This is a genomic window from Streptomyces sp. HmicA12, assembly GCF_000373565.1.
Classification (GTDB): Bacteria; Actinomycetota; Actinomycetes; order Streptomycetales; family Streptomycetaceae; genus Streptomyces.
Genome location: NZ_KB891852.1, coordinates 308,881 through 328,392 on the forward strand (window position 1 = coordinate 308,881; position 19,512 = coordinate 328,392).

The window sequence follows — 19,512 nt, forward strand, 5'->3', positions numbered from 1 at the left end:
GTGCGGCGCAGTCTGAGCGCGTTATGCAACGCCGTTGTATTTAAGTGCGGGGCGTTGTGCTCTGCCCTGTGTGGGGGCTCCACCGGATTCGTCGCGCGCACGCGGCGGAGCCGCACGTCGACACAGCCCCGCGCCCCTGATGAATCACCGCATCCCGAAGAGGTGCCCTGTGACGTATGCAAGCCCGCATGGTGAATTGTGGCAGTGGTCCGCCGTTGATCTCGCCGCTGCCGTACGTGCCCGTGAGGTGTCCGCCGTCGAGGTCGTCGCCTCCTGCCTCGGGCGGATCGAGGAAGTGAACCCCGAGGCGAACGCCCTCGTGGAGGTGCGCGGCGAGGAGGCCCTCGCCGCGGCGAAGGCCGCGGACACCGCCGTCGCCGCCGGCGAGGAACTCGGGCCGCTGCACGGTGTGCCCGTGTCCATCAAGGTCAACACCGAGCAGCGCGGGTACGCCACCACCAACGGGATCGCCGCGCTCGCCGGGAACGTCGCCGAGGAGGACGCCGCGTGCGTCGGCGCGTTGCGCGGCGCCGGGGCGATCCCGCTCGGGCGCAGCAACGTCCCGGCGTTCTCGCTGCGCTGGTTCTCCGGGAACGCGCTGCACGGGCGGACCCTGAATCCCTGGGACCACGGGCGCACGCCCGGTGGGTCGAGCGGCGGCGCGGCGAGCGGGATCGCGGCCGGGTGCACGCCGCTGGCGCAGGGCAACGACATCGGTGGGTCGATCCGGTTCCCCGCCGCCTGCTGCGGCGTGGTCGGGGTGCGGCCGACGGTGGGCCTCGTCTCCGACTGGGCGCCGCCCGCGTACGCCGAGACGCCGGACGGGCCGGTGCCGCTCGACTTCCCGCCGACCGTGCACCAGTGCGCGGTGCAGGGGCCGCTCGGGCGGACCGTCGCCGACGCGCGGCTCGCCCTGCACGCCATGAGCACGCCCGATCTGCGCAGCCCCTACGGGGTTCCGGCGCTGCCCGGAGCGGGTGGCCCGGTGCGGCGGGTCACCGTCGTGCGCGGGATCGAGGGCGTCACGAACCATCCCGCCGTGGACGCCGCCGTCGGGGTGGCCGCGGCGCGGCTCGCAGACGCCGGCTACGAGGTCGACGAGGTCGACGAGGTCGACGAGGCGGACGGGACGGAAGGCGCGCCGCTGCTCGCCGAGGCCGCGCGACTGTGGCTGCTGCTGATCACCGAGGACACTCGTGGGCTGCTGCGGGTCGTCGAGCAGATCGGTGACGACGCCATCCGCACCGCTCTGGGCCGGCACTTCGAGGCCGCCGCGCGGGTGTGGGGCGAGCGGCCCGACCTGGAGACGTACATCAACGGGTGGGGGCGGCGGGCCACGCTCGTCACCCGGCTGCAGGAACTCCTCGGCGCGGACCGGCTGTTGCTCACCCCCGTCTGCGCCGAGCCGCCCTTCGAGCAGGACGCCGATCTCGCCGGACGTGACCGGGCCCTCGAACTGTTCCCCGCGATGTGGCCGATGCAGGCCGTGCCGATCCTCGGTTTCCCGGCGGTGAGTGTGCCGGTGGCGCTGCACGACGGGGTGCCGCTCGGGGTGCAGCTGATCGGCGGGCGGTTCACGGAGGACCGGCTGCTCGACGCCGCGCAGGCCGTCGAGGACCGGTCACCGGCGCTGCGGGTGTGGGCCCGTTAGCGAGGCTGCCGATCCCGCTCCCAGGCCTCCCGGTCCCGTACGTAGAGGGGGTCCGCCGCGGTGATCGCGCGGGTCTGCGCCGTGCCCCGGGACAGCCGCCAGCGGACCGTGCCGCAGACCCGGGCGGCGCAGGAGGAGATGAACCGGTCGCAGGCGGTGCGGAGTTCGCCGAACCAGCGTCCCTCCAGCGCCTCGCGCACCCAGAGCTGTTCGAGGTGCATCTTCTCCCGGACGGTCTCGGCGGCGAGCGTCGCCGTCTCCAGGTGGCGGTAGGTCTTCAGGAGGAGGGTGGCGGCCGGCATCTCCCGCAGTTCCAGGACCTTGTGGCCGCCGGGCAGGTGCTCCAGGCCGCTGTAGCGGCCGAGGCCGTGGGCGCCCGCCCGGTGGTTGAGCGTCTCGATCAGGGCGGGCAGCGGCAGCGGCGTACCGTCGAGGGCCGTGGGGACGCCGTGGGTGAAGGCGATCTCCAGGGTCTCGTCGGCGGGCGGCTCGGCGGGGCGGGCCGTCCACGTGTACAGGTGCTCGGGGACGGTGTGGTCCTGCGGGTCGTCGAGGACGCCCGACTCGAACTCGCGGCACCACAGGTTCGCGTCGACGCTCGCCACCCGCTTGCTCAGATGCGGCAGGCCGATCTCCTCCAGCTCCCGCGCCTTCTGGTCGCGGTCGACCGGGTCGAGGTCGTACGGACTGCCGTAGCGCGCCGTGCAGCCGAGGAGGTCGAGGGCGCCGTTGAGGCGGCGCAGCGTGTTCTGGGACGGGTTCGCCGTGTGGATCACGGCCGCCGCGTCCAGCTCCGTGGCCAGCTCCAGGGCCAGCCGCGCGATCAGCGGGCGGCTGAGCGACGAGCTGACCGGGTGCGTGTCCAGGTACACGGCCTGCGCGGCGATCGCCGGGCGGACGAAGGCATCGGCGAAGACCTGCCGCGCGTCCACCAGATGCAGCCGCACACCCAGGTGGTCCGTGGTGTGCCGCAGCTCCTCGGCGTCCTCGCCCGCGCCCAGGTCGGCACTGAACGCGTGGACGTCGGTGAAGCCCGCCCGGGTCAGCCGGTGCAGCAGATACGTGCTGTCGAGCCCGCCGCTGAACAGGGTGACCACCGGGCGATGCCGGTCCGGTGAGCCGTCCGTGAGGTCCGCGAAGGAGCGGATCCGTGGCCCGTGCGCCCTTGTCACCCGCGCTCCTCCCGCACTGTACGCAGCTCGGCGGTGAACGCCCGCGGCGTCGGCTCGTGGAGCAGGGCCGCGAGCGGAATGTCGAGGCCGAGCCGGGCGCGCAGCGTCTCGACGACCCGGACGACCGTGAACGAGTCGCCGCCCAGATCGAAGAAGTCGTCGTCGGGGTCGATCGCGGCCACGCCGAGCACCTCGCGCCAGACCGCGACGACGAGCTCCGCGAGATCCTCCGTGGGCCCAGGCGCGACCGGGCGAGGCGCGGGGGCGGCTGCCGCCCGCTTCTCCAGGAGCGCCCGGTCGAGCTTGCCGTTCGCGGTCAGTGGCAGCGCGTCCAGCACGTCCACGGTGCGCGGAACCAGGTAGTGGGGGAGCAGCGCGCGCAGGTGCTCGCGGACCGCCGGGGCCAGGGTTTCGGGCGCCGCCGCACCGTCCTCGGGCACCACGAACGCGGCGAGGGCCTTGTCCGCACCCGAGCCGTGCGCGATGACCGCGACTTGCCCAACGCCCTTACACGTCAGGGCCGTTGCCTCGATCTCGGCCGGTTCGACGCGGATGCCGCGGATCTTCACCTGCCGGTCGACACGGCCCAGGAACTCCAGGGCGCCGTCGGGGCCGGCCACCCGCACCAGGTCGCCGGAGCGGTACAGCCTGCCGTACGGCGTGGTCACGAACCGTTCGGCGGTGAGCTCGGGCCGGTGCAGGTAGCCGAGGCCGAGGCCCGCGCCGCCGATGTACAGCTCACCCTCTGTGGCCGGAGCCCCCGACTCGTCCAGGATCCACAGTTCCGTGTCCCGGACGGGCCCGCCGATCAGCACCGTCTCCGGGTCCGGGTCGCGCGGGCAGATCCAGTACGTGCAGTAGACGGTGCACTCGCTGGGCCCGTACAGGTTCGTCAGGGACGCCGTGGAGCGGGCGTGGAAACGGGCCACCAGATCGGGGCTGAGCGGCTCGCCGCCGGTGAGGACCTGCCGGATCCCGTCGTAGCGCTCGGCCGGGTCGCGGGCCAGTAGGAACAGGTCGAGCAGCGAGACCACGCAGTAGAACGTGGTGACGGCATGGTCGTGGATCAGTGCCGCGAGGTGGTCCGCGTCGCGCTGCCGGCCCGGTTCGGCGATGACGACGCAGGCGCCCGCGAGCAGCGGCCAGTACGTCTCGCTCAGGTACATGTCGAAGCTGCACGCCGTGTGGTGGATCATCCGGTCGTGCTCGTCCATGCGGTGCGTGGACTGCAGGGCGTTCAGGCGGGAGACGAGCGCGCCGTGGCTGATCAGAGCGGCCTTGGGGCGGCCGGTGGAACCCGAGGTGTAGATGATCACCACCGGGTCGTCGGGCGACGCGTCGAGAGCAGGTGCCGGGGCCGGTGGGTACGCGGCGCACTCGTCGTCGGTCAGTACGACGTCGCAGAGCCCCGAAAAGCGGTCCCGTAGGCGGGAGTTGGTCAGGACGGCGTGCGGGGCGCAGTCCCGGGTCGTCGCGCGGACGCGGTCCTGCGGGTCCGCCGGGTCGAGCGCGGCGTGCGCGGCGCCCGCGAACGCCGCGCCGAGCAGCGCCACGAAGAACTCCACGGACCGGTCGTGGTGCACCACCACACGGTCGCCGGGGCCGACGCCGTGCGCGCGCAGCGCGGCGGCCGTGCGCAGCACCCGGTCCTTCAACTCGCCCATGGTGACGACGGTTTCGCCGGAGATCAGCGCGGGGAGAGCCGGGTCGCGGTCCCAGCGCTCCAGGAGCAGGGCATCGATCCGGGTCACGCGGCCGGGCCTTCCTCGTGAGGGGCGACGAAGTGGCCGACGCTGTCCGCGACGGCCCGCGCGAGCAGCTCCGGGCTCTCCGTGAGCAGCAGGTGGCCGCCGGGCAGCCACACCGTCCGGGTACGGTCGCTGAACAGGTCCCAGTCCTCGACGCGTTCCTCCGGGCACAGTGGGTCCTCGTCCCCGAAGACCGTGAGCAGCGGGCACGCGAGCAGCGGGTCGGGCGACGAGCTGTACTCCTCCACCGCCCGCATGTCCGCCACGATCGTCGGCAGCAGCAGCCCCAGCATCTCCTCGTTCGCCGCCAGCGACTCCGGTACACCACCGAACTCCCGCAGGATGTCCAGGAGTTCGCCCGGCTCGTCCGTGTCGCGCAGCAGACGGCGCTCCGGGTCCGGCTTCTCGGTCACCGCCCACTGCGACACCGCCACGAACCCCGACACCGGGACATCGCCGTCGCGCTGCAGGACGCGGACCGCCTCCAGGGCGATCACCGCACCCGAGCACACGCCCACCACGAGCAGCGGCCCGGAGCCCGGCAGTGCGCGGGCCGTGGCGGCCACGTCCGCCGTCAACTCCGCAAGGCCGCCGACGGGTTCACGTACCCGGGACTCGCGGCCCGGCAGTCGCGCCGTGGCCACCGCCCAGTCGTCCGGGACGTGCTCGGCGAACGCCGCGCCGGCGGACGCGCCCGCGCCCGCGTGCGGCACGAGCAGCACCCGCCAGGCCGCGTCCTCGGGGTCCGCGCCCCTGAGCGTGAAGGTCTTCACCGGCATCCGTGCCTCATCCCGTGGTCGCGAACTCGGCGAGCGCCCGCGCCAGATGGCCCGGGTCGTCGACCCCGACCAGTTCCCGCGCGGAGTGCATCGACAGGCCGGGCACCCCCACATCGACCGTCGTCACGCCGAGCCGCGCCGCGGTGATCGGGCCGATCGACGTGCCGCACGGCATCGCGTTGCTCGACACGAACCGCTGCCACGGCACGTCGGCCCGCTCGCACGCGGCGGCCCACGCGGCCTGGCCCGTGCCCTCGGTGGCGTACCGCTGGTTGACGTTGGTCTTGACGACCGGGCCGCCGTTCGGCAGCGGGTGGTTGTCGGGGTCGTGCCGGTCTACGTAGTTGGGGTGCACCGCGTGCGACATGTCGGCGGAGACGCACAGGCCGCCCGCGAGCGCCCGCTCCCAGTCCTCGCCGCTGCCGCCGCGCGCGGTCACCGAGCGGTGCAGCACCCGTTCCAGGAGCGGGCCCTGGGCGCCGGTCTCGGAGCCGCTGCCGATCTCCTCGTGGTCGAACGCGGCGAGCACCGGCACCCGGTCGGGGCCCGCGTTCTCGGCGGCGGCGAGCAGCGCGGTGACGCCCGCGTGCACCGACACCTGGTTGTCCAGCCGTGACGAGACGATGAACTCCATTTGCGCGCCGAGGAGTCCGGGCGGCTGCACGTCGTGCAGCATCAGGTCCCAGCCGAGCACGTCGGTGGCGCCGACCCCGGCCTCGTCGGCGACCCGGCCGAGCAGCGCGCCGTGCTCCACGGCGCCGAGCGACCAGATCGGCTGGGTCTGCCGCTGCCGGTCCAGGGCGAGCCCTTCGTTCACGGCCCGGTCCAGGTGGATCGCCAACTGCGGTACGCGCAGAAGCGGTTCGTCGACGTTGACCAGGACCGTCGAGCCGTCGCGCAGCGTGAGGCGGCCCGAGATGCCGAGGTCCCGGTCGAGCCAGGTGTTGAGCGGGACACCGCCGTAGATCTCCACGGCGACCTGCCGCCAGCCGGCCCGGCCGGTGTCCGGGGTCGGCTTGACGCGCAGGTTCGGCGAGTCGGTGTGCGAGCCCATGATGCGGAACGGGGCGTGGGCCGGGGCGTCCTCGGGCACGTACCAGGCGAGCAGCGCCCCGCCCTTGGCGAGGTAGCGGCCGCCTCTGTGGCCCGTCCACTCCTCGGTGCCGGTCAGCTCGGTGAACCCGGCCTTCTCCAGACGATGCGCCGCCGACGCCACCGCGTGGTAGGGCGACGGGCTCTCCCGCAGGAAGGCGAGCAGGTCCTCGACGTGGTCGGCTTGTGTGGGCAGGGTCATACGGTCTCCGCCTCCTGAGGTACGGGAGTCAAGGGGTGAGGGTCGTCGAGCAGCGCCGCGACGGGACGCTCGGGATGTGCGCACAGTTCCCCGAGCAACGCGACGTAGGAGGTGAGGAGTTGGCCGGCCGTGGCCTCGTCCCACAGATCGGCCGAGTATTCCAGGAAGGTGCGCAGACCGAGCGCCGGGTCGCGGCGCGGCGAGAGTCCGAAGACCAGCTCGGCGCGGGCGACCGGTGGCGCCAGGTCCTCGACCTCGACGTCGAGTCCCGGGATCTCGATGTCGGTGTCCGGATAGTTCTGGAACGCGAGCACGTTCGGCACCCGGTCGGGCACCTCGGTGGCGCCCGCGTCCCGCATCGCCTGCATGATCCGGGAGGTCGGCAGGACGTGCGCCATCACGGCGAGCGCCTCGGCGCCGGTACGGGCGACCAGCTCGGCGAAGGACTCGCCGGGCTCGACGCGGACCCGCACCATCACCGATGTCGACACCATCGCCACCAGCGAATCGGCGGCCGTGCCCTCGCGGTTGGCGTACGGCACGGCGAGCAGGACGTCCCGCTCCCCGGCCAGCCGGGCCAGATGCACGCCGAGCGCGGCCGCCGCGACCGCGAACGGCGTCTGGTGCACGGAGGACGCCAACTCCTCCATCCTGGTGCGGACTTCGGCGGACACCGCGCCGCGCACGGTGCCGCCGTCGCCGCTGAGGACCTGCGGCCGGGGCCGGTCCGTGGGTGTGTCAAACCGGCACGGCGCACCGTCCAGGTACCGCGCGCAGAACGCGGCCCGCCGCTCCTCCTCGCCCGGACTGTGCGTGGCGAGCTGCTCGCGGGCGTACTCCGGGGCCTGCGCGGACGGCGCGGCCAGCGCGGGCGCACGGCCCGCGGCGGCGGCCGTGTACAGCTCGGCGAGCTCCGCCATCAGGACCGAGTGGGACCAGCCGTCCGCGCTGACGTGGTGCAGCACGAACATCAGCACCCAGGTGTCCTCGGCGACCCTCAGCAGCCGGGAGCGCGGCAGCGTCGGCTCGGCGAGGTCGAACGGCCGCGCCGCCATCCGCCGGCAGATCGCGTCGGCCCGCTCCTGGGCCTTGTCCGGGGCGAGCCGCGACAGGTCGTCGACGCGCAGCCGGGGCGGCGGCGCGGGGAGCACCTCCTGCCGCCAGGCCCCGTCGGCGTCCCGCACGAAGCGCGTCCGCAAAGCGTGGTGACGGTCGATCAGCCCGGCCAGGGCCGTACGCAGCGCGTCGGGATCGAGGTCGCCTTTGAGGCGGATCCGGGTGGGCACGTTCCACACCTGGGGCTGCGGGACCGCCAGGTGACCCGCGATCATCCGGTCCTGCTGAGGGCTGACCGGGGCGCGGTCGACGACGCCGTCCTCGGGCTCCGTCCGCGGCAGCCCGAGTTGGGCGGCCATCGCGCCCAGCGTGGCGTCCGCGAAGAAGTCGGCGAGCGCCACGTCGGCGTGCAGCACCTCACGCACCCGGTTCACGAGACGGATCGCCGCGATCGAATTACCGCCCAGGTCGAAGAAGTTGGCGTCCTCGGGAAGCTCCTCGACACCGAGCACCGAGCGCCAGATCGCGCGCAAATCATCGGACGCAGGGGCGAGTTCGGGGCCCAGGCGCGTCTCGCGCACCGTCACCGCGCCCTCGTCCACCATCGCGCCGAGCACCCGCTCCAGGTCGGCCAGGTGTCCGCGCACCGTCCCGGCGTCGTAGAGATCGGCGTCGTAGCGGACGCGCAGCCGCAGCCCGGTCGGGGTGCGCACCGCCATCAGGGCGAGTTCGAGCGGCGCGGACGAGGCGCCGCCAGCGACCTCGGACGCGGTCAGCCCCGGCAGTTGGACACGGGTGAGCGGCGCTGTGTCCAGGTCCGCCGACACCGTGACCAGCGGGCGCGGATGCCCCGGATCCGGGTGCAGCCGCGTCAACAGCGCGTCCACGTCGACCTGTTGGTGCCGCTCGGCCTCGAACAGTGCGTCGCGCGTGGCCCGTACGGCATCGGTCACCGTCGTCGAGTCGCTCAGCGACGCCCGCAGCGGCAGTACGGCCGCGTGGAAGCCGACCGTGTGCGCGGACCCGGGCGGGCGCCGGCCGAACGTCGAACCGATGACGAACTCGTCCAGGCCCGTCCGCTCGCGCAGCACCAGCTGCCAGGCGGTGAGCAGCGTCGCGAACAGCGTGACGCCCTGCCGCCCGCTCCACTCCTGCACCGCGGCCGTCCGCGCCGCGTCGAGGGACACCTCGGCCGCCGCGCCGTGGCCGCAGACCCGGCGGCCGCGCGGCCGGTCGGTGGGCGGCGCGAGCACCGGCGGCAGCGGATCCAGGTACTTCAGCCACCACTCCAGATCGGTGTCGGTCGTGGGGAGTTCGGGTGCGCCCGCCGTGGTTCCGGCAGGTTCCGGGAAGCGGGCCGCACGGCCCTCCACCCGCGCCCGGTACAGCTCCTGGAGGTCGTCCGCGAGCAGCCGCGCCGAGTGGCCGTCCGTGATCAGGTGGTGCAGGCCGAACACCAGGACGTGGTCGTCGTCCGTGAGCGTCAGCAGGCGCGGCGCGAACAGCGGGCCTTCGGCGAGGTCGTAGGGGCGGGTGCTCGCCTCGCGCAGCGCGGCCTCGATCGCCGCGTCCACACCCTGCTCCCGGGCGTCCCTCACCTCCAGGGTGATCCGCGGCGAGCCGAGGACCACCTGCTGGAGCAGCCCGTCCTCGCCGCCCGCGCGGAACACCGTGCGCAGCGCCGGGTGCCGGGCCGTGAGTGCGTCGACGGCGGCGGTCAGGGCCGGTACGTCGAGGGGGCCGCGCAGCCGCACCGCCTGGACCTCGTTGTACGCGGCCGGGTCACCGACCAGCTGTGCGGCGAGCCAGAGCCGGCGCTGGGCGGCGGTCGCGGGCGCGGTGGCGTCCTGAGCGCCGGTGGCCTCCCGCAGCGCGTCCAGGTGCTCCAGACCCGCCCGCATCTTCTCGGCCGGCATCCCGAAGTCGACCAGCGCGGCGATCTCGTCGACGCCCGCCTCTCGCAGCGCCGCCACGACCGGCGCGCACGACGCGGGCGTACCGATCAGCGCCCGCTCGTCACAGTACCGGTCGTAGGCCCGCAGGAACAGGTACTCCAGGTCCGCCTCGCTCGCCTCCGCCACGTCCCGCTCGCCCGCGGCGACGGCCCCGGCCGCCGACCGCATCTGCAGGGACGAGCGCAGGTAGCGGGTCATCGGCTCGCGGGCCTCGGCGCGGGCCGTCGCGTGGTCGTCGGCGAGATAGGTGTGCAGGAGGACGGTGACGCGGCCCGCGTCGGGTTCCAGGCCGTGCTGGGCGCGGGCGGCGCGGTAGTGCGCGATGTTCGCGGCGAGCTCGGCGACGGTCTGGTTCATGAGGTTCGTGACGACGCCCAGGTCGCGGCGGGCTGCCTCCTCGTACGACTCCCTGCGTCCGGACGTCGCCAGGAACATCGGCGGCGCCTCCTGCACGGGCCGCGGAAACGTCCGTACGTCGAGGGGGCGGCCGTCACCGGTCTCCCGGCGCACGGTGCCGCCGCGCCACAACTCCCGTACCGCGTCGAGGTGTTCGAAGGCGATGTCCTTGCGGCGCGCGAACCGCTCCGGGTGCAGCGCGAAGTCCTGCGCGTGCCAGCCGGTGGCGCAGCCGAGGCCGACCCGGCCGCCGGAGAGCCGGTCCACCACCGCCCACTCCTCGGCGACCCGCACCGGATCGTGCAACGGCAGCACCACGGAACCCGCGTTGAGCCGGATCCGCTCCGTCTCCCGGGCGAGCGCCGAGGCGAGCACGGCCGGGTTGGGGAAGAGCCCGCCGAAGGAGTGGAAGTGCCGCTCGGGAATCCACAGCGAGCTGAAGCCGCGCTCGTCGGCGAACCGGGCCGTGTCGACGATGCGGTCGTACGCCTGCGAGGTGTCCTCGGCGTCGGGGTAGTCGCCGAAGAAGTAGACGCCGAAGTCCGGTGCGGGGCGCGGGATGTGGGGCGCGGCGGCCTGCGGCGCCGACTTCGTCCCCGCCCCCGTCCCCGTCCCCGCCTTCGTCTTCGTCGGGAAGAAGCCTCCCTCACGCAGGGCCCGCAGCGAGTCCTTCACGGCGTCCGCGACCCGCTCGACGTCCGCGTCCGTGTGAGCGGTGGAGAGGTAGAAGCTGCGCCACTCCCACACGTAGACGCCGCGCAGCAGGAGGTGCTGGTACAGCAGCTCCATGTCGGCGCGGTGCGTGAAACGGAACATGGACCCGAAGTGGGCCAGTTCCAGGGGGAATTCCTCGGCGCGGAAGAATGTGTTGAGGTCGTGGGCGAGGGCGTCGGTGCGGGCGTTGAGGCCCTCCTGCAGCCCGGGGCCCTCGGCGGTGAGGTGGGTGAGGACCGCCTTGGCCGCCGTCATCGACAGCGGATGCTGCAGGTACGTGCCGCCGAAGAAGGTGGTCTCCGCCTCCGGGCGGCTGTCGTCGCCGTAGCGCCAGAACCCGCCGTCGACCCCGTCCAGGATGTCGGCGCGGCCCGCGATCGCCCCGACGGGGTAGCCGCTGCCGAGGGCCTTGCCGTACGTGGCCAGGTCCGGGACCACGCCGAAGTGGTGCTGGGCGCCGCGTGGGTGCGGGCGCAGGCCCGTCAGCATCTCGTCGAAGAGCAGCACGATGCCGCGCCGCCCGGTCAGTTCGCGGAGCGCGCGCAGGAATTCCACCGGCCGCAGCGCGGGGTTGCGGCACTGGACGGGCTCGACGACGACGGCGGCGATCGTGTCGCCGAGCGCGTCGATCGTGTCCAGGGCCTCCTGACCGCCGTACTCCAGGACCAGCAGATCGGCGACGGCGCTGGCCGGGATGCCGCGCGAGACGGGCACGGCGCGGCCGCCGTCCGGTCCCGGGCGGCCGAGCACGGAGTCGATGTGGCCGTGGTAGGAGCCGCGGAACATGACGACGCGGTCGCGGCCCGTCGCCGCGCGGGCCAGCCGGATCGCGGCCGAGTTCGCCTCGGTGCCGGAGTTCGCGAACGCCACCCGTTCCATCCCCGTCAACCGGGCCAGCAGCTCGGCGACTTCACCGGCCTCGACCGGGCGCGGCCCGAACCGCAGCCCGTCGGCGAGATGGGCCCGCACGGCCTCGGTGACGCACTCCGGCTCGTGCCCGAGGAGCAGGGAGCCGAAGCCCATCGTGATGTCGGTGTACGTGGTGCCGTCGACGTCGGTCAGATGCGCGCCCCGCGCCGAACGCGCCGCGATCGGATACAGCGTCTCCTTCGTGGCGCGCCGGAACCCCACCACGGCCCGGCTGTCGGCCAGCACGGGGCGCTGGCGCTGCGCCAGATCCTTGGACGTGGCGGTACGTTCGGACAGGCGCCGGGCCAGCTCGGCGGCGTGCGCGCGCTGTGCCGCGTCGGCGCCCTCGCCCGCCATGCCGGAGGAGTGGGGGACGGTGACGCGCGGGCCGTGCACCTCCGGGGCCTGCGGTGCCCGTGTCCCCGTCGTTGCTCCCGCGGCCGTCCCCGTCCGGGCTCGGGCGAGCTGCTGGGTGAGCTCCCGCGACAGCTGTGCGGCGCGGTCCGCCGCCGTGGTCGTCATCGGGCCGTGCGGTCGGCGCCGAGCAGGGCCACCGCCTCGGACAGCTGGGTCAGCATCGCCGCCTGCGTCTCGGCCAACAGGTTGACCTGACGGGTGAGTTCGGCGATCTCCGCACGCGTGGCGTACTCGCTTCCCTCTGCCTCCGGCTGCCGGGCGGGTGGGCTCGCCTGGGGTCGGACGGGCGCGACCACCTCACGCCTGGGCGTGATCACCTCGGCGGCGGGCGGCGGTACCGGCCGTGCGCGCCGCTCGGCTATGAGCCGGGCCGTGAGCTCCGGTGTCCCCGCGTCCTCCAGGATCTCCCGGATCGCGATCCGCACGTCGAACTCGGCCTCCAACTGACGCAGCATCCCGATGAGTTGGAGGGAGTCCGCACCGAGCCCGACATAGGTCTGCCCGGGCGCCACCTCGTCCGTGGTGAAGCCCAGGTGGTGGGCGGTGAGTTCGCGTACGCGGTCGAGCACGGTCCGGCCGTCGGGCTGAGCGGTCACTGCGTCCTCCGTGAGTGGTGCGGGGCCCGTCCAATAGGGGCGGTGCTGGAAGGGATAGGTGGGCAGCGGGATCCGGCGACCTCCGCCGCCGGCCGTGAGCGCCGCCCAGTCGACGGGCACGCCCGTGCAGTGCAGCCCGGCCACCGCCCGCCACAGCCCGTCGACGCCGGGCGCCCTGCCCTGCGTCGGCAGACACGGCACGCCGGGCAGAGTGCGCCGGGCCATGCCGGTCAGCGGGGCGCCGGGCCCCAGCTCCAGGAGCACGGCACGGTCCGCGAGGGCGCGCAACACCGCGTGGAAGTCGGCGGGACGGCGGGCCTGCCGCACCAGGTGATCCGGGTCGGGACGCCACCCGGCGGGGTGCGCGGTACCGTCGAGACCGGACATGAACTCTACGTCAACAGCGCGTAGTTGGGCCCTCTCGGCGGCTTCCCGCAGCTCGTCGAGCATCGGGTCGAGCAGCGCCGTGTGGAACGCCCGGTCGACCGGGAGCGGCTCGCACGGCACGTCGCCCAGGAGCCCGCGCGCCGTCGCCACCGCGTCCGGGCGGCCCGCGACGACATGGTGCGTGGCCCCGTTCACGACGGCGAGTTCGAGCCCGTCCCCGACCGCGTCGAGCAGTGCCCGCACCCGCTCGTGCGGGGCGAACACGGCGAGCATCGCACCGGGTGCGGTGTCCTGCATGAGGCGGCCCCTGCGGCACAGCAGCCGCATCCCGTCCTCCAGCGACAGGGCTCCGGCCGCGTACAGCGCCGCGTACTCTCCGACGCTGTGCCCGGCGACGGCCGCCGGGCGCACGCCGAGGGACTCCCACAGCCGCGCCTGCGCGACCTGGAAGGCGAACAGCGCGGGCTGCGCGAACGCCGTGTCCCACCGCCCGGGCCCCGCCCCGGCGACCAGCCGGTCCACGAAGTTCCCTGCGCCGGTGGCCTCTTGGTGGATCCGTGCGCAGACCTCCAGGGTCTCGGCGACCACCGGGAAACGTTCCGCCAGGGCCGCCGCCATGCCCGGCTCGGCCCCGCCCTGCCCGCTGAAGAGGAACACCGGGTCCGCGGGGCCGGTCACCACACCCGTCCGGTACGCCGTCGGGTCGGCGTACCCCGCCAGGAACGCGTCGAGCCCTTCGGCCGGGGCGCCGGTGACGACGAGGCGGTGCTCGTGGTGGCGGCGGCCGAGCGCCGTCGTGGCGAGCAGGTCGGCGGGGTCGAGCCCTGGATCGCGTACGAGCGTCTCCCGGAACGAACGGGCCGACTCCGTCAGGGCCTTGGGGGAGCGGGCCGAGAGGGGGAGGAGCGCGGGCGGCGGCGCTGCCGGGGTGGCGCGGGCCGGGGCGGGCGGGGCCTGTTCCAGGATCACGTGGGCGTTCGTGCCGCCCATGCCGATGGAGTGCACGCCCGCGCGACGCGGCCCTTCGGCGTCGGCGGGCCAAGGCGTGGCGCGGCGAGGGAGCGTGAACGGGCTTTCCGAAAGGCCCAGTTGAGGATTGGCCCGGGTGAAGTTCACCAGCGGCGGGACGAGGCCGTGGCGCAGCACCAGGATCGCCTTGATCAGTCCGGCCAGGCCCGCGGCGCTGTCGAGGTGCCCGATCGCCGGCTTCGTCGAGCCGAGCGCGCAGAACCCGGTGCGGTCGGTGTGCCGCCGCAGCGCTTCGGTCAGCGCGGCGAACTCGATCGGGTCGCCCTTGAAGGTGCCCGTGCCGTGCGCCTCCAGATAGCGGATCGACTCGACGGGCACGTCCGCCGCCGCGAGCGCGCCGAGCACCGCGTCCCGTTGCCCCGCCACGCCGGGAGCCGCGAACCCCCCTTTGTCCGCACCGTCGTTGGTGACCGCCGAACCCAGGATGACCGCGTGCACGGTGTCCCCGTCGGCCAGCGCCCGCCGCAGCGGCTTGAGGACCACGGCCGCCACCCCGTTGCCGCCGACGGTGCCGTCGGCCGCCGCGTCGAAGGCCCGTACCGCACCCGTCGGCGAGATCGTCGAACCCTTCACGTGCCGGTGCCCGGTGACCTGCGGCAGGTGCAGCGCCGCCGAACCGACCACCATCAGATCGGCGTCCCCCGCCGACAGCGCCTGACAGGCAAGATGCACGGAGACCAGCGCGCTGGAGCAGGCCGTGGCCACATTGACCGCGGGCCCGTCGAGGCCGAGCCGGAACGCTGCCCGATTCGCCGTGAAGTCAGGGTAGTTGCCTACCTGGATCTGCTTCACGGCCGTCCAGTCGGCCTCCTCGGGGGACCCGATGTTCCGTGCGAGATAGCTGTGCAGCGAGTACAGGCGGTAGCCGACGCTCGCGTACACCCCGATCCGCGTGTCCGGCGAGGCGCCCGCGTACCCGGCGTCCTCCAGCGCGTGCTGGGCGCACTCCAGGAACAGCCGCTGCTGCGGATCCGTCACCGTCGCCTCGCGCCCGCTCATCCCGAAGAACGCCGCGTCGAACCCCTCGATGCCGTACAGCGGCGCACTCGCCCCGACGAACCCCGGCTCCTTGTACGTCGCCTCGGGCACCCCGGAGGCCGCGAACTCGGCGTCGGTGAAACGCCGCACGTGCGTCGTGCCCGCCGCGATGTCCCGCCAGTACCGCTCCGGGCTGTCAGCTCCCGGAAACCTCAGCGCCATCCCGACGACCGCCACCCGCCGGTCCCGCATCGCCCCCTCCCTCCCCGCTGCTGGAGACGGAGCGCCGCTGCCGCAGCACCTGGGCCACGAAGACCACGGCCACCACGATCGCCACACCGTGCGCGACGCCGACCACCGACAGCGGCGGGAACGCGTCGAGCGCGGCCGACACCACGATCATCCCGACACCGAAGCCCAGGTTCTCCACGGTCGCCGACAGGCCGAAGGCATGGGTGCGCAGGTTCGTCGGCAGGGTCTGCAGATGCGAGCTGTACGACACCTCGGTGACCCCGTCGGCCGCGCCCGCCAGCAGCGCGATCACGATCGTCGCCGCCCACGGGAACCCGGCGAACGCGAGAATGAACGTCGCCGACATCGCGATCGTGCCGAGGCCGAAACCGAGCGCCCCGACCGAGCGCCCGTCCCGCTTCACCCACCGTTGCAGCACCTGTTGCACCAGCACATTGCCCAGCGCCCACGTGCACCAGAAGACACTGACGAAGACAGCGGGCCGGTCGGCGTCCAACTGCGTGGAGTACACCGGCAGGGCCGCGTTGTGCGAGGACGAGCCGAGCGCGTCGATGCCGCGCAGCGCGACCATCAGGGCGATCACGGGCGCCGCGGCGAGCGCGGTCAGGGCGCCGGGCGTGCGCCGCTTGCCCTGCGCCGGGGCGTCCTCGGCATCCCTCCGCGGGCGCGCGGCCAGCGGCAGCAGGGCCACCGTGGCGGCGCACACCAGGAACGTACCCATGTCGACCAGGAACGCGGCGGTGTATCCGAGCAGCGACACCACGACACCCGACGACGCGAACCCGACCACCATCGCCATCGAACGGCCGCTCACCATCAGCGAGTTCGCCCAGGTGTGCCGCCCCTCGTCCACCATCTCCGGGATCGAGCTGCGGAACGCGACCATGAAGAAGGTGCCGGCCGCGCCGACCACCGCGGAGACCAGGAACAGCGCAGCCGTCCGCAGCCCGTCCGGCGCGCAGACCAGCAGCAGGAGCGCCGCCGCCTGCAGCACGTTCGCCCAGAACATCACCGGCTTCGCCGCCCACCGGGCGAGCACGGCGGCGGCGCCGAGCCCCGCGAGGAACCCGGCGGCGAGCCGCACGGCCATGAAGACGCCCACCGCGAGGGCCCGGTCCGTGACCGCGTACACGTACAGATTGAGCGCGACCAGGTTCAGGTACGTGCCGTAGGAGGAGATCGCGTAACCGGTCACCAGAACGCGGTACCGGCGTTCCTTCATGGGGAAGTTCCTTTGCGGCTGTGCGGCCTTGCGGCAGTGCGAACGGGTGATCGGGGATCGAACGCTCCGCACCATAGGCGGCAGGATCCGCCTTCCGCAGCAAGATCACGGATTTCGTCCGGGACCCGACCATGACCGCGCCGACGGCCTGCCCCACGCACTCCCGCACAAGGCCGATTCCGGCCGAACGGGCCGGCTGCCGCGGCTCAGGAGACCCCGGTGGGCTCCTCCGCCGGGAACAGGATCGGGCTGATGAGGTGGCGGACGCGGCCCGGGGCGGGCGCGTTGCCGATGTGGCGGACCAGGACGGCCCGCAGCTCCTCGATCAGCTCGGCCCGTTCGGCCGGGCTCAGCCAGATCGCGTGCTGCCGGTAGCCGACCTGGTCGGCCACCGGGTCGGCGCCGTCCCGCTCCAGGTACGCGCCGAACTCGGCCAGCAGCGTGGCCGTCGCCACGGCGAAGATCCGTCGGTGCTCGTCGGGAGTGACCTGCGCGGCGGCCTCGGCGTCGACCACCGCCCGCTCCCGGCGCAGCCGGTAGGTGCGCTCCACGGCACCGCGCACCCGCTGCTCGTCCGCGACGTCCAGGAGCCCGGCGTCCGCGAGCGCGCCGACGTGCCGGTACACGGTCGCCTTCGACACGTCGGGCAGCAGCGCGCACATCTGGGACGTGGTGAGCGTCCGGTCGCCGGACAGGGCGTGCACGAGGCGCAGCCGGACCGGATGGAGGAGGAGATCGACCGTGTCCATGGGCGTACGGTCTCACGGCTGATACCGTTCTCAAAGTTGAGAACGCAAGAGAGCGCAAGAGTACGCAAGCGGTGCGACACCGCGAGAACGCGAACGCCAGGGGGATCCATGACCGTGCAGCAGCCGCCGCTGGGGCGCCACCACACCGTCGGCGGACGGCAGTTGCTGCTGCACCGCTCCGGGACCGGCGGTCCGGCCGTCGTCGTCCTCGCCGGCGCCGGGATGATGGGCCTCGACTATCTGCGCCTGCACGAGCGCATCGCCCAGCGCACCACCGGCGTGCTCCACGACCGTGCGGGTACAGGCTGGAGCGAAGGGGCGGAGGTGCTGCCGCGCACGGCCGGGGAGGTCGTCGCGGAGTTGCGTGAGCTGTTGCGGACGGCCGGGGTTCCCGGCCCGTACCTTCTCGTCGGGCACTCCCTCGGCGGCGCCTACGCCCGCCACTACGCCCGGCTGCACCCCGCCGACGTGGCGGGCCTGCTGCTGCTCGACCCGTTCCACGAGGACCTGGGGCGTCGGGTGCCGCAGGCGGCCCGCGACCACCTCGACGCCATGACGGCGCGGCTGGACGAACAGCAGAGCGTCGAGCCGACGGAGGCCCGACTGGCCGCGGCACGAGACCAGTTGACGGCGCACTTCGCCGCCTGGCCGGAGCCGGTGCGCGGCCCGCTGGCGGACCGGCACCTCGCCACCTACCGGGCCGCCGGCCGCGAGAACGACAACCTCTACGACAAGGTCGCCGACGAACTGCGCGGCGCCCCGCCCACCCCGGACGTCCCGACGATCGTGCTCTCGGAGATGGGCCACGACGCCACGCAGGCCCATCTGTGGCCCGCGGGCCTGCTCGGCGAGATCGACGCGGTCAAGCGCGCCCTGCACGCCGAACTCGCCGCCGAGTCGCCGCGCGGCGAGCACCGGGTCCTGGACGACGCCGGGCACGGCTGGCTGCACGAGGAACGGCCGGACGCGGTCCTCGCCGCCGTCGACGACCTGCTGGGCGCGGTATCCGCTGCGGGATCTCCCGCCTCATCCGCGAGGCACTGACCACCGCGAACGCGCCGGACGACGTGGCGGACGATCACCGTCCGCCACGCCGCGCTCCCGAACGCCGCCGACCGCTCACGGCCGCCGCGTCAGGCCGCGACGACGAGCCGCTCGACCGGCGCCCGGTACGGCCGCAGCGGAGCCACGACCTGCCCGTCGGGCAGCAGCTCGCCCGTGTCGTCGAAGACGATCCTGCCGTCGCACAGCAGGCTCCAGCCCTGCTCGGGGTGGGCGGCGACGATGTGCGCGCCGTTCGGGCACGTGGGTCGGTGGTCACACATTGCGCACCTCCGGGTGGGCTGTCCTCTGCTTCGACCATGCGCGCGGCACGCCCCGGCGGCCAGAGCCCGGCGCGGAGTGTGACAGCTCCAGGACAGTCCGCGGACAGAGCCCGGACGCTCCGGTCACGCACTCCCGCGTAAGAGACGCGTCAAGGGCGCACACGCCCGCGTAAGGGAGCCGTCAACGGGGATCGAAACCGGCCATGACCGGGGGTTTCCTCTCCCTGTCAGACCTCGTCCGAACGTCTGACCCGAACTTCGATTCAGGGAGCTCACGATGGCCGACGTGGCCTTCGTCGTCACCACGATCGCGGTCTTCGCGCTGGTGGCACTCGTCGCCAAGGGGGTGACGAAGCTGTGACCGCCGAGAACATCGTCGGCCTGATCGTGGCCGTCGCCCTGCTGGGCTATCTCGTCCTCGCCCTCATCTATCCGGAGAGGTTCTGAGCACAGATATGAGCCCCGTACTTGCCGGAGTGCTCCAGCTCCTCGCGCTCGTCGCGGCGCTGGCCCTCGCGTACCGGCCCCTCGGCGACCACATGGCCCGGGTCTACTCCTCCGAGAAGCACCTGCGGGTGGAGAAGTGGATCTACAAGGGCATCGGCGCCAACCCCGACGCGGAGATGCGCTGGACCGCGTACCTGCGGGGCGTTCTCGCCTTCTCCGCCGTGAGCGTCCTCTTCCTCTACCTGTTGCAGCGCCTGCAGGGCTCGCTGCCGGGATCGCTCGGCTTCGCCTCCATCGACCCGGACCAGGCCTTCAACACGGCCGCGTCCTTCGTCTCCAACACCAACTGGCAGTCGTACTACGGCGAGCAGGCGATGGGCCACGTCGTGCAGACCGGCGGCCTCGCGGTGCAGAACTTCGTCTCGGCGGCCGTCGG

Annotated in this window: 13 protein-coding genes; 4 read left to right on the forward strand and 9 right to left on the reverse strand. The window is 73.5% G+C overall.

Going from position 1 to position 19,512, the window contains the following annotated elements:
• Window positions 1-169 precede the first annotated feature (169 nt).
• Window positions 170-1,651 (forward strand): amidase, encoded by a 1,482-nt coding sequence (locus B072_RS0142015; protein ID WP_026246900.1) that lies wholly within the window; start codon window positions 170-172, stop codon window positions 1,649-1,651.
• On the opposite strand, the gene B072_RS0142020 is transcribed toward B072_RS0142015, so the two are convergent.
• The 8 genes from B072_RS0142020 to B072_RS0142055 form a co-directional block, all read right to left on the reverse strand.
• Window positions 1,648-2,823 (reverse strand): argininosuccinate synthase-related protein, encoded by a 1,176-nt coding sequence (locus tag B072_RS0142020; protein ID WP_018536022.1) that lies wholly within the window; start codon window positions 2,821-2,823, stop codon window positions 1,648-1,650. The two genes, B072_RS0142015 and B072_RS0142020, sit on opposite strands and share 4 nt — an antisense overlap.
• Entirely contained in the window at window positions 2,820-4,574 is a 1,755-nt protein-coding gene (locus B072_RS45310) for a non-ribosomal peptide synthetase (protein WP_018536023.1), read from the reverse strand. Before B072_RS45310 ends, B072_RS0142020 begins: the two co-directional genes overlap by 4 nt.
• On the reverse strand, window positions 4,571-5,350 hold the full coding sequence (locus B072_RS0142030; RefSeq protein ID WP_018536024.1) for a thioesterase II family protein: 780 nt from the start codon (window positions 5,348-5,350) through the stop codon (window positions 4,571-4,573). The genes B072_RS45310 and B072_RS0142030 overlap by 4 nt, the downstream gene beginning before the upstream one ends.
• A gap of 7 nt (window positions 5,351-5,357) precedes the next feature.
• Complete coding sequence (locus B072_RS0142035; protein WP_018536025.1) at window positions 5,358-6,644, reverse strand: M18 family aminopeptidase; 1,287 nt, start codon at window positions 6,642-6,644, stop codon at window positions 5,358-5,360.
• On the reverse strand, window positions 6,641-12,196 hold the full coding sequence (locus tag B072_RS45315; protein ID WP_051127409.1) for a MupA/Atu3671 family FMN-dependent luciferase-like monooxygenase: 5,556 nt from the start codon (window positions 12,194-12,196) through the stop codon (window positions 6,641-6,643). The genes B072_RS0142035 and B072_RS45315 overlap by 4 nt, the downstream gene beginning before the upstream one ends.
• The gene (locus B072_RS0142045; RefSeq protein WP_026246901.1) at window positions 12,193-15,333 is read right to left on the reverse strand and encodes a type I polyketide synthase; all 3,141 of its coding nucleotides are present in this window, start codon (window positions 15,331-15,333) and stop codon (window positions 12,193-12,195) included. The genes B072_RS45315 and B072_RS0142045 overlap by 4 nt, the downstream gene beginning before the upstream one ends.
• Window positions 15,278-16,555: an MFS transporter gene (locus tag B072_RS0142050; protein WP_018536026.1), complete on the reverse strand. Its 1,278-nt coding sequence runs from the start codon at window positions 16,553-16,555 to the stop codon at window positions 15,278-15,280. The genes B072_RS0142045 and B072_RS0142050 overlap by 56 nt, the downstream gene beginning before the upstream one ends.
• Window positions 16,556-16,761: 206 nt before the next feature.
• A complete protein-coding gene (locus tag B072_RS0142055; RefSeq protein ID WP_018536027.1) occupies window positions 16,762-17,304 on the reverse strand; it encodes a helix-turn-helix domain-containing protein in 543 nt (180 codons plus the stop codon).
• 108 nt (window positions 17,305-17,412) lie between these two features.
• Between B072_RS0142055 and B072_RS0142060 the strand changes: the two genes are divergently transcribed.
• Complete coding sequence (locus tag B072_RS0142060; RefSeq protein ID WP_018536028.1) at window positions 17,413-18,348, forward strand: alpha/beta fold hydrolase; 936 nt, start codon at window positions 17,413-17,415, stop codon at window positions 18,346-18,348.
• A gap of 89 nt (window positions 18,349-18,437) precedes the next feature.
• Here B072_RS0142060 and B072_RS0142065 read toward each other — a convergent pair whose 3' ends face one another.
• Window positions 18,438-18,629 (reverse strand): DUF5999 family protein, encoded by a 192-nt coding sequence (locus B072_RS0142065; protein WP_018536029.1) that lies wholly within the window; start codon window positions 18,627-18,629, stop codon window positions 18,438-18,440.
• A 357-nt stretch (window positions 18,630-18,986) separates the two neighbouring features.
• On the opposite strand from B072_RS0142065, the gene kdpF reads away from it, so the two are divergent.
• Both kdpF and B072_RS0142080 read left to right on the forward strand, forming a co-directional pair.
• Window positions 18,987-19,076, forward strand: a complete 90-nt coding sequence (kdpF, locus tag B072_RS46065; RefSeq protein ID WP_018536030.1) for a K(+)-transporting ATPase subunit F — start codon at window positions 18,987-18,989, stop codon at window positions 19,074-19,076.
• Between the two features lie 8 nt (window positions 19,077-19,084).
• Window positions 19,085-19,512, forward strand: a 428-nt coding sequence (locus B072_RS0142080; protein ID WP_161234311.1) for a potassium-transporting ATPase subunit KdpA, incomplete at its 3' end; no start/stop codon positions are given.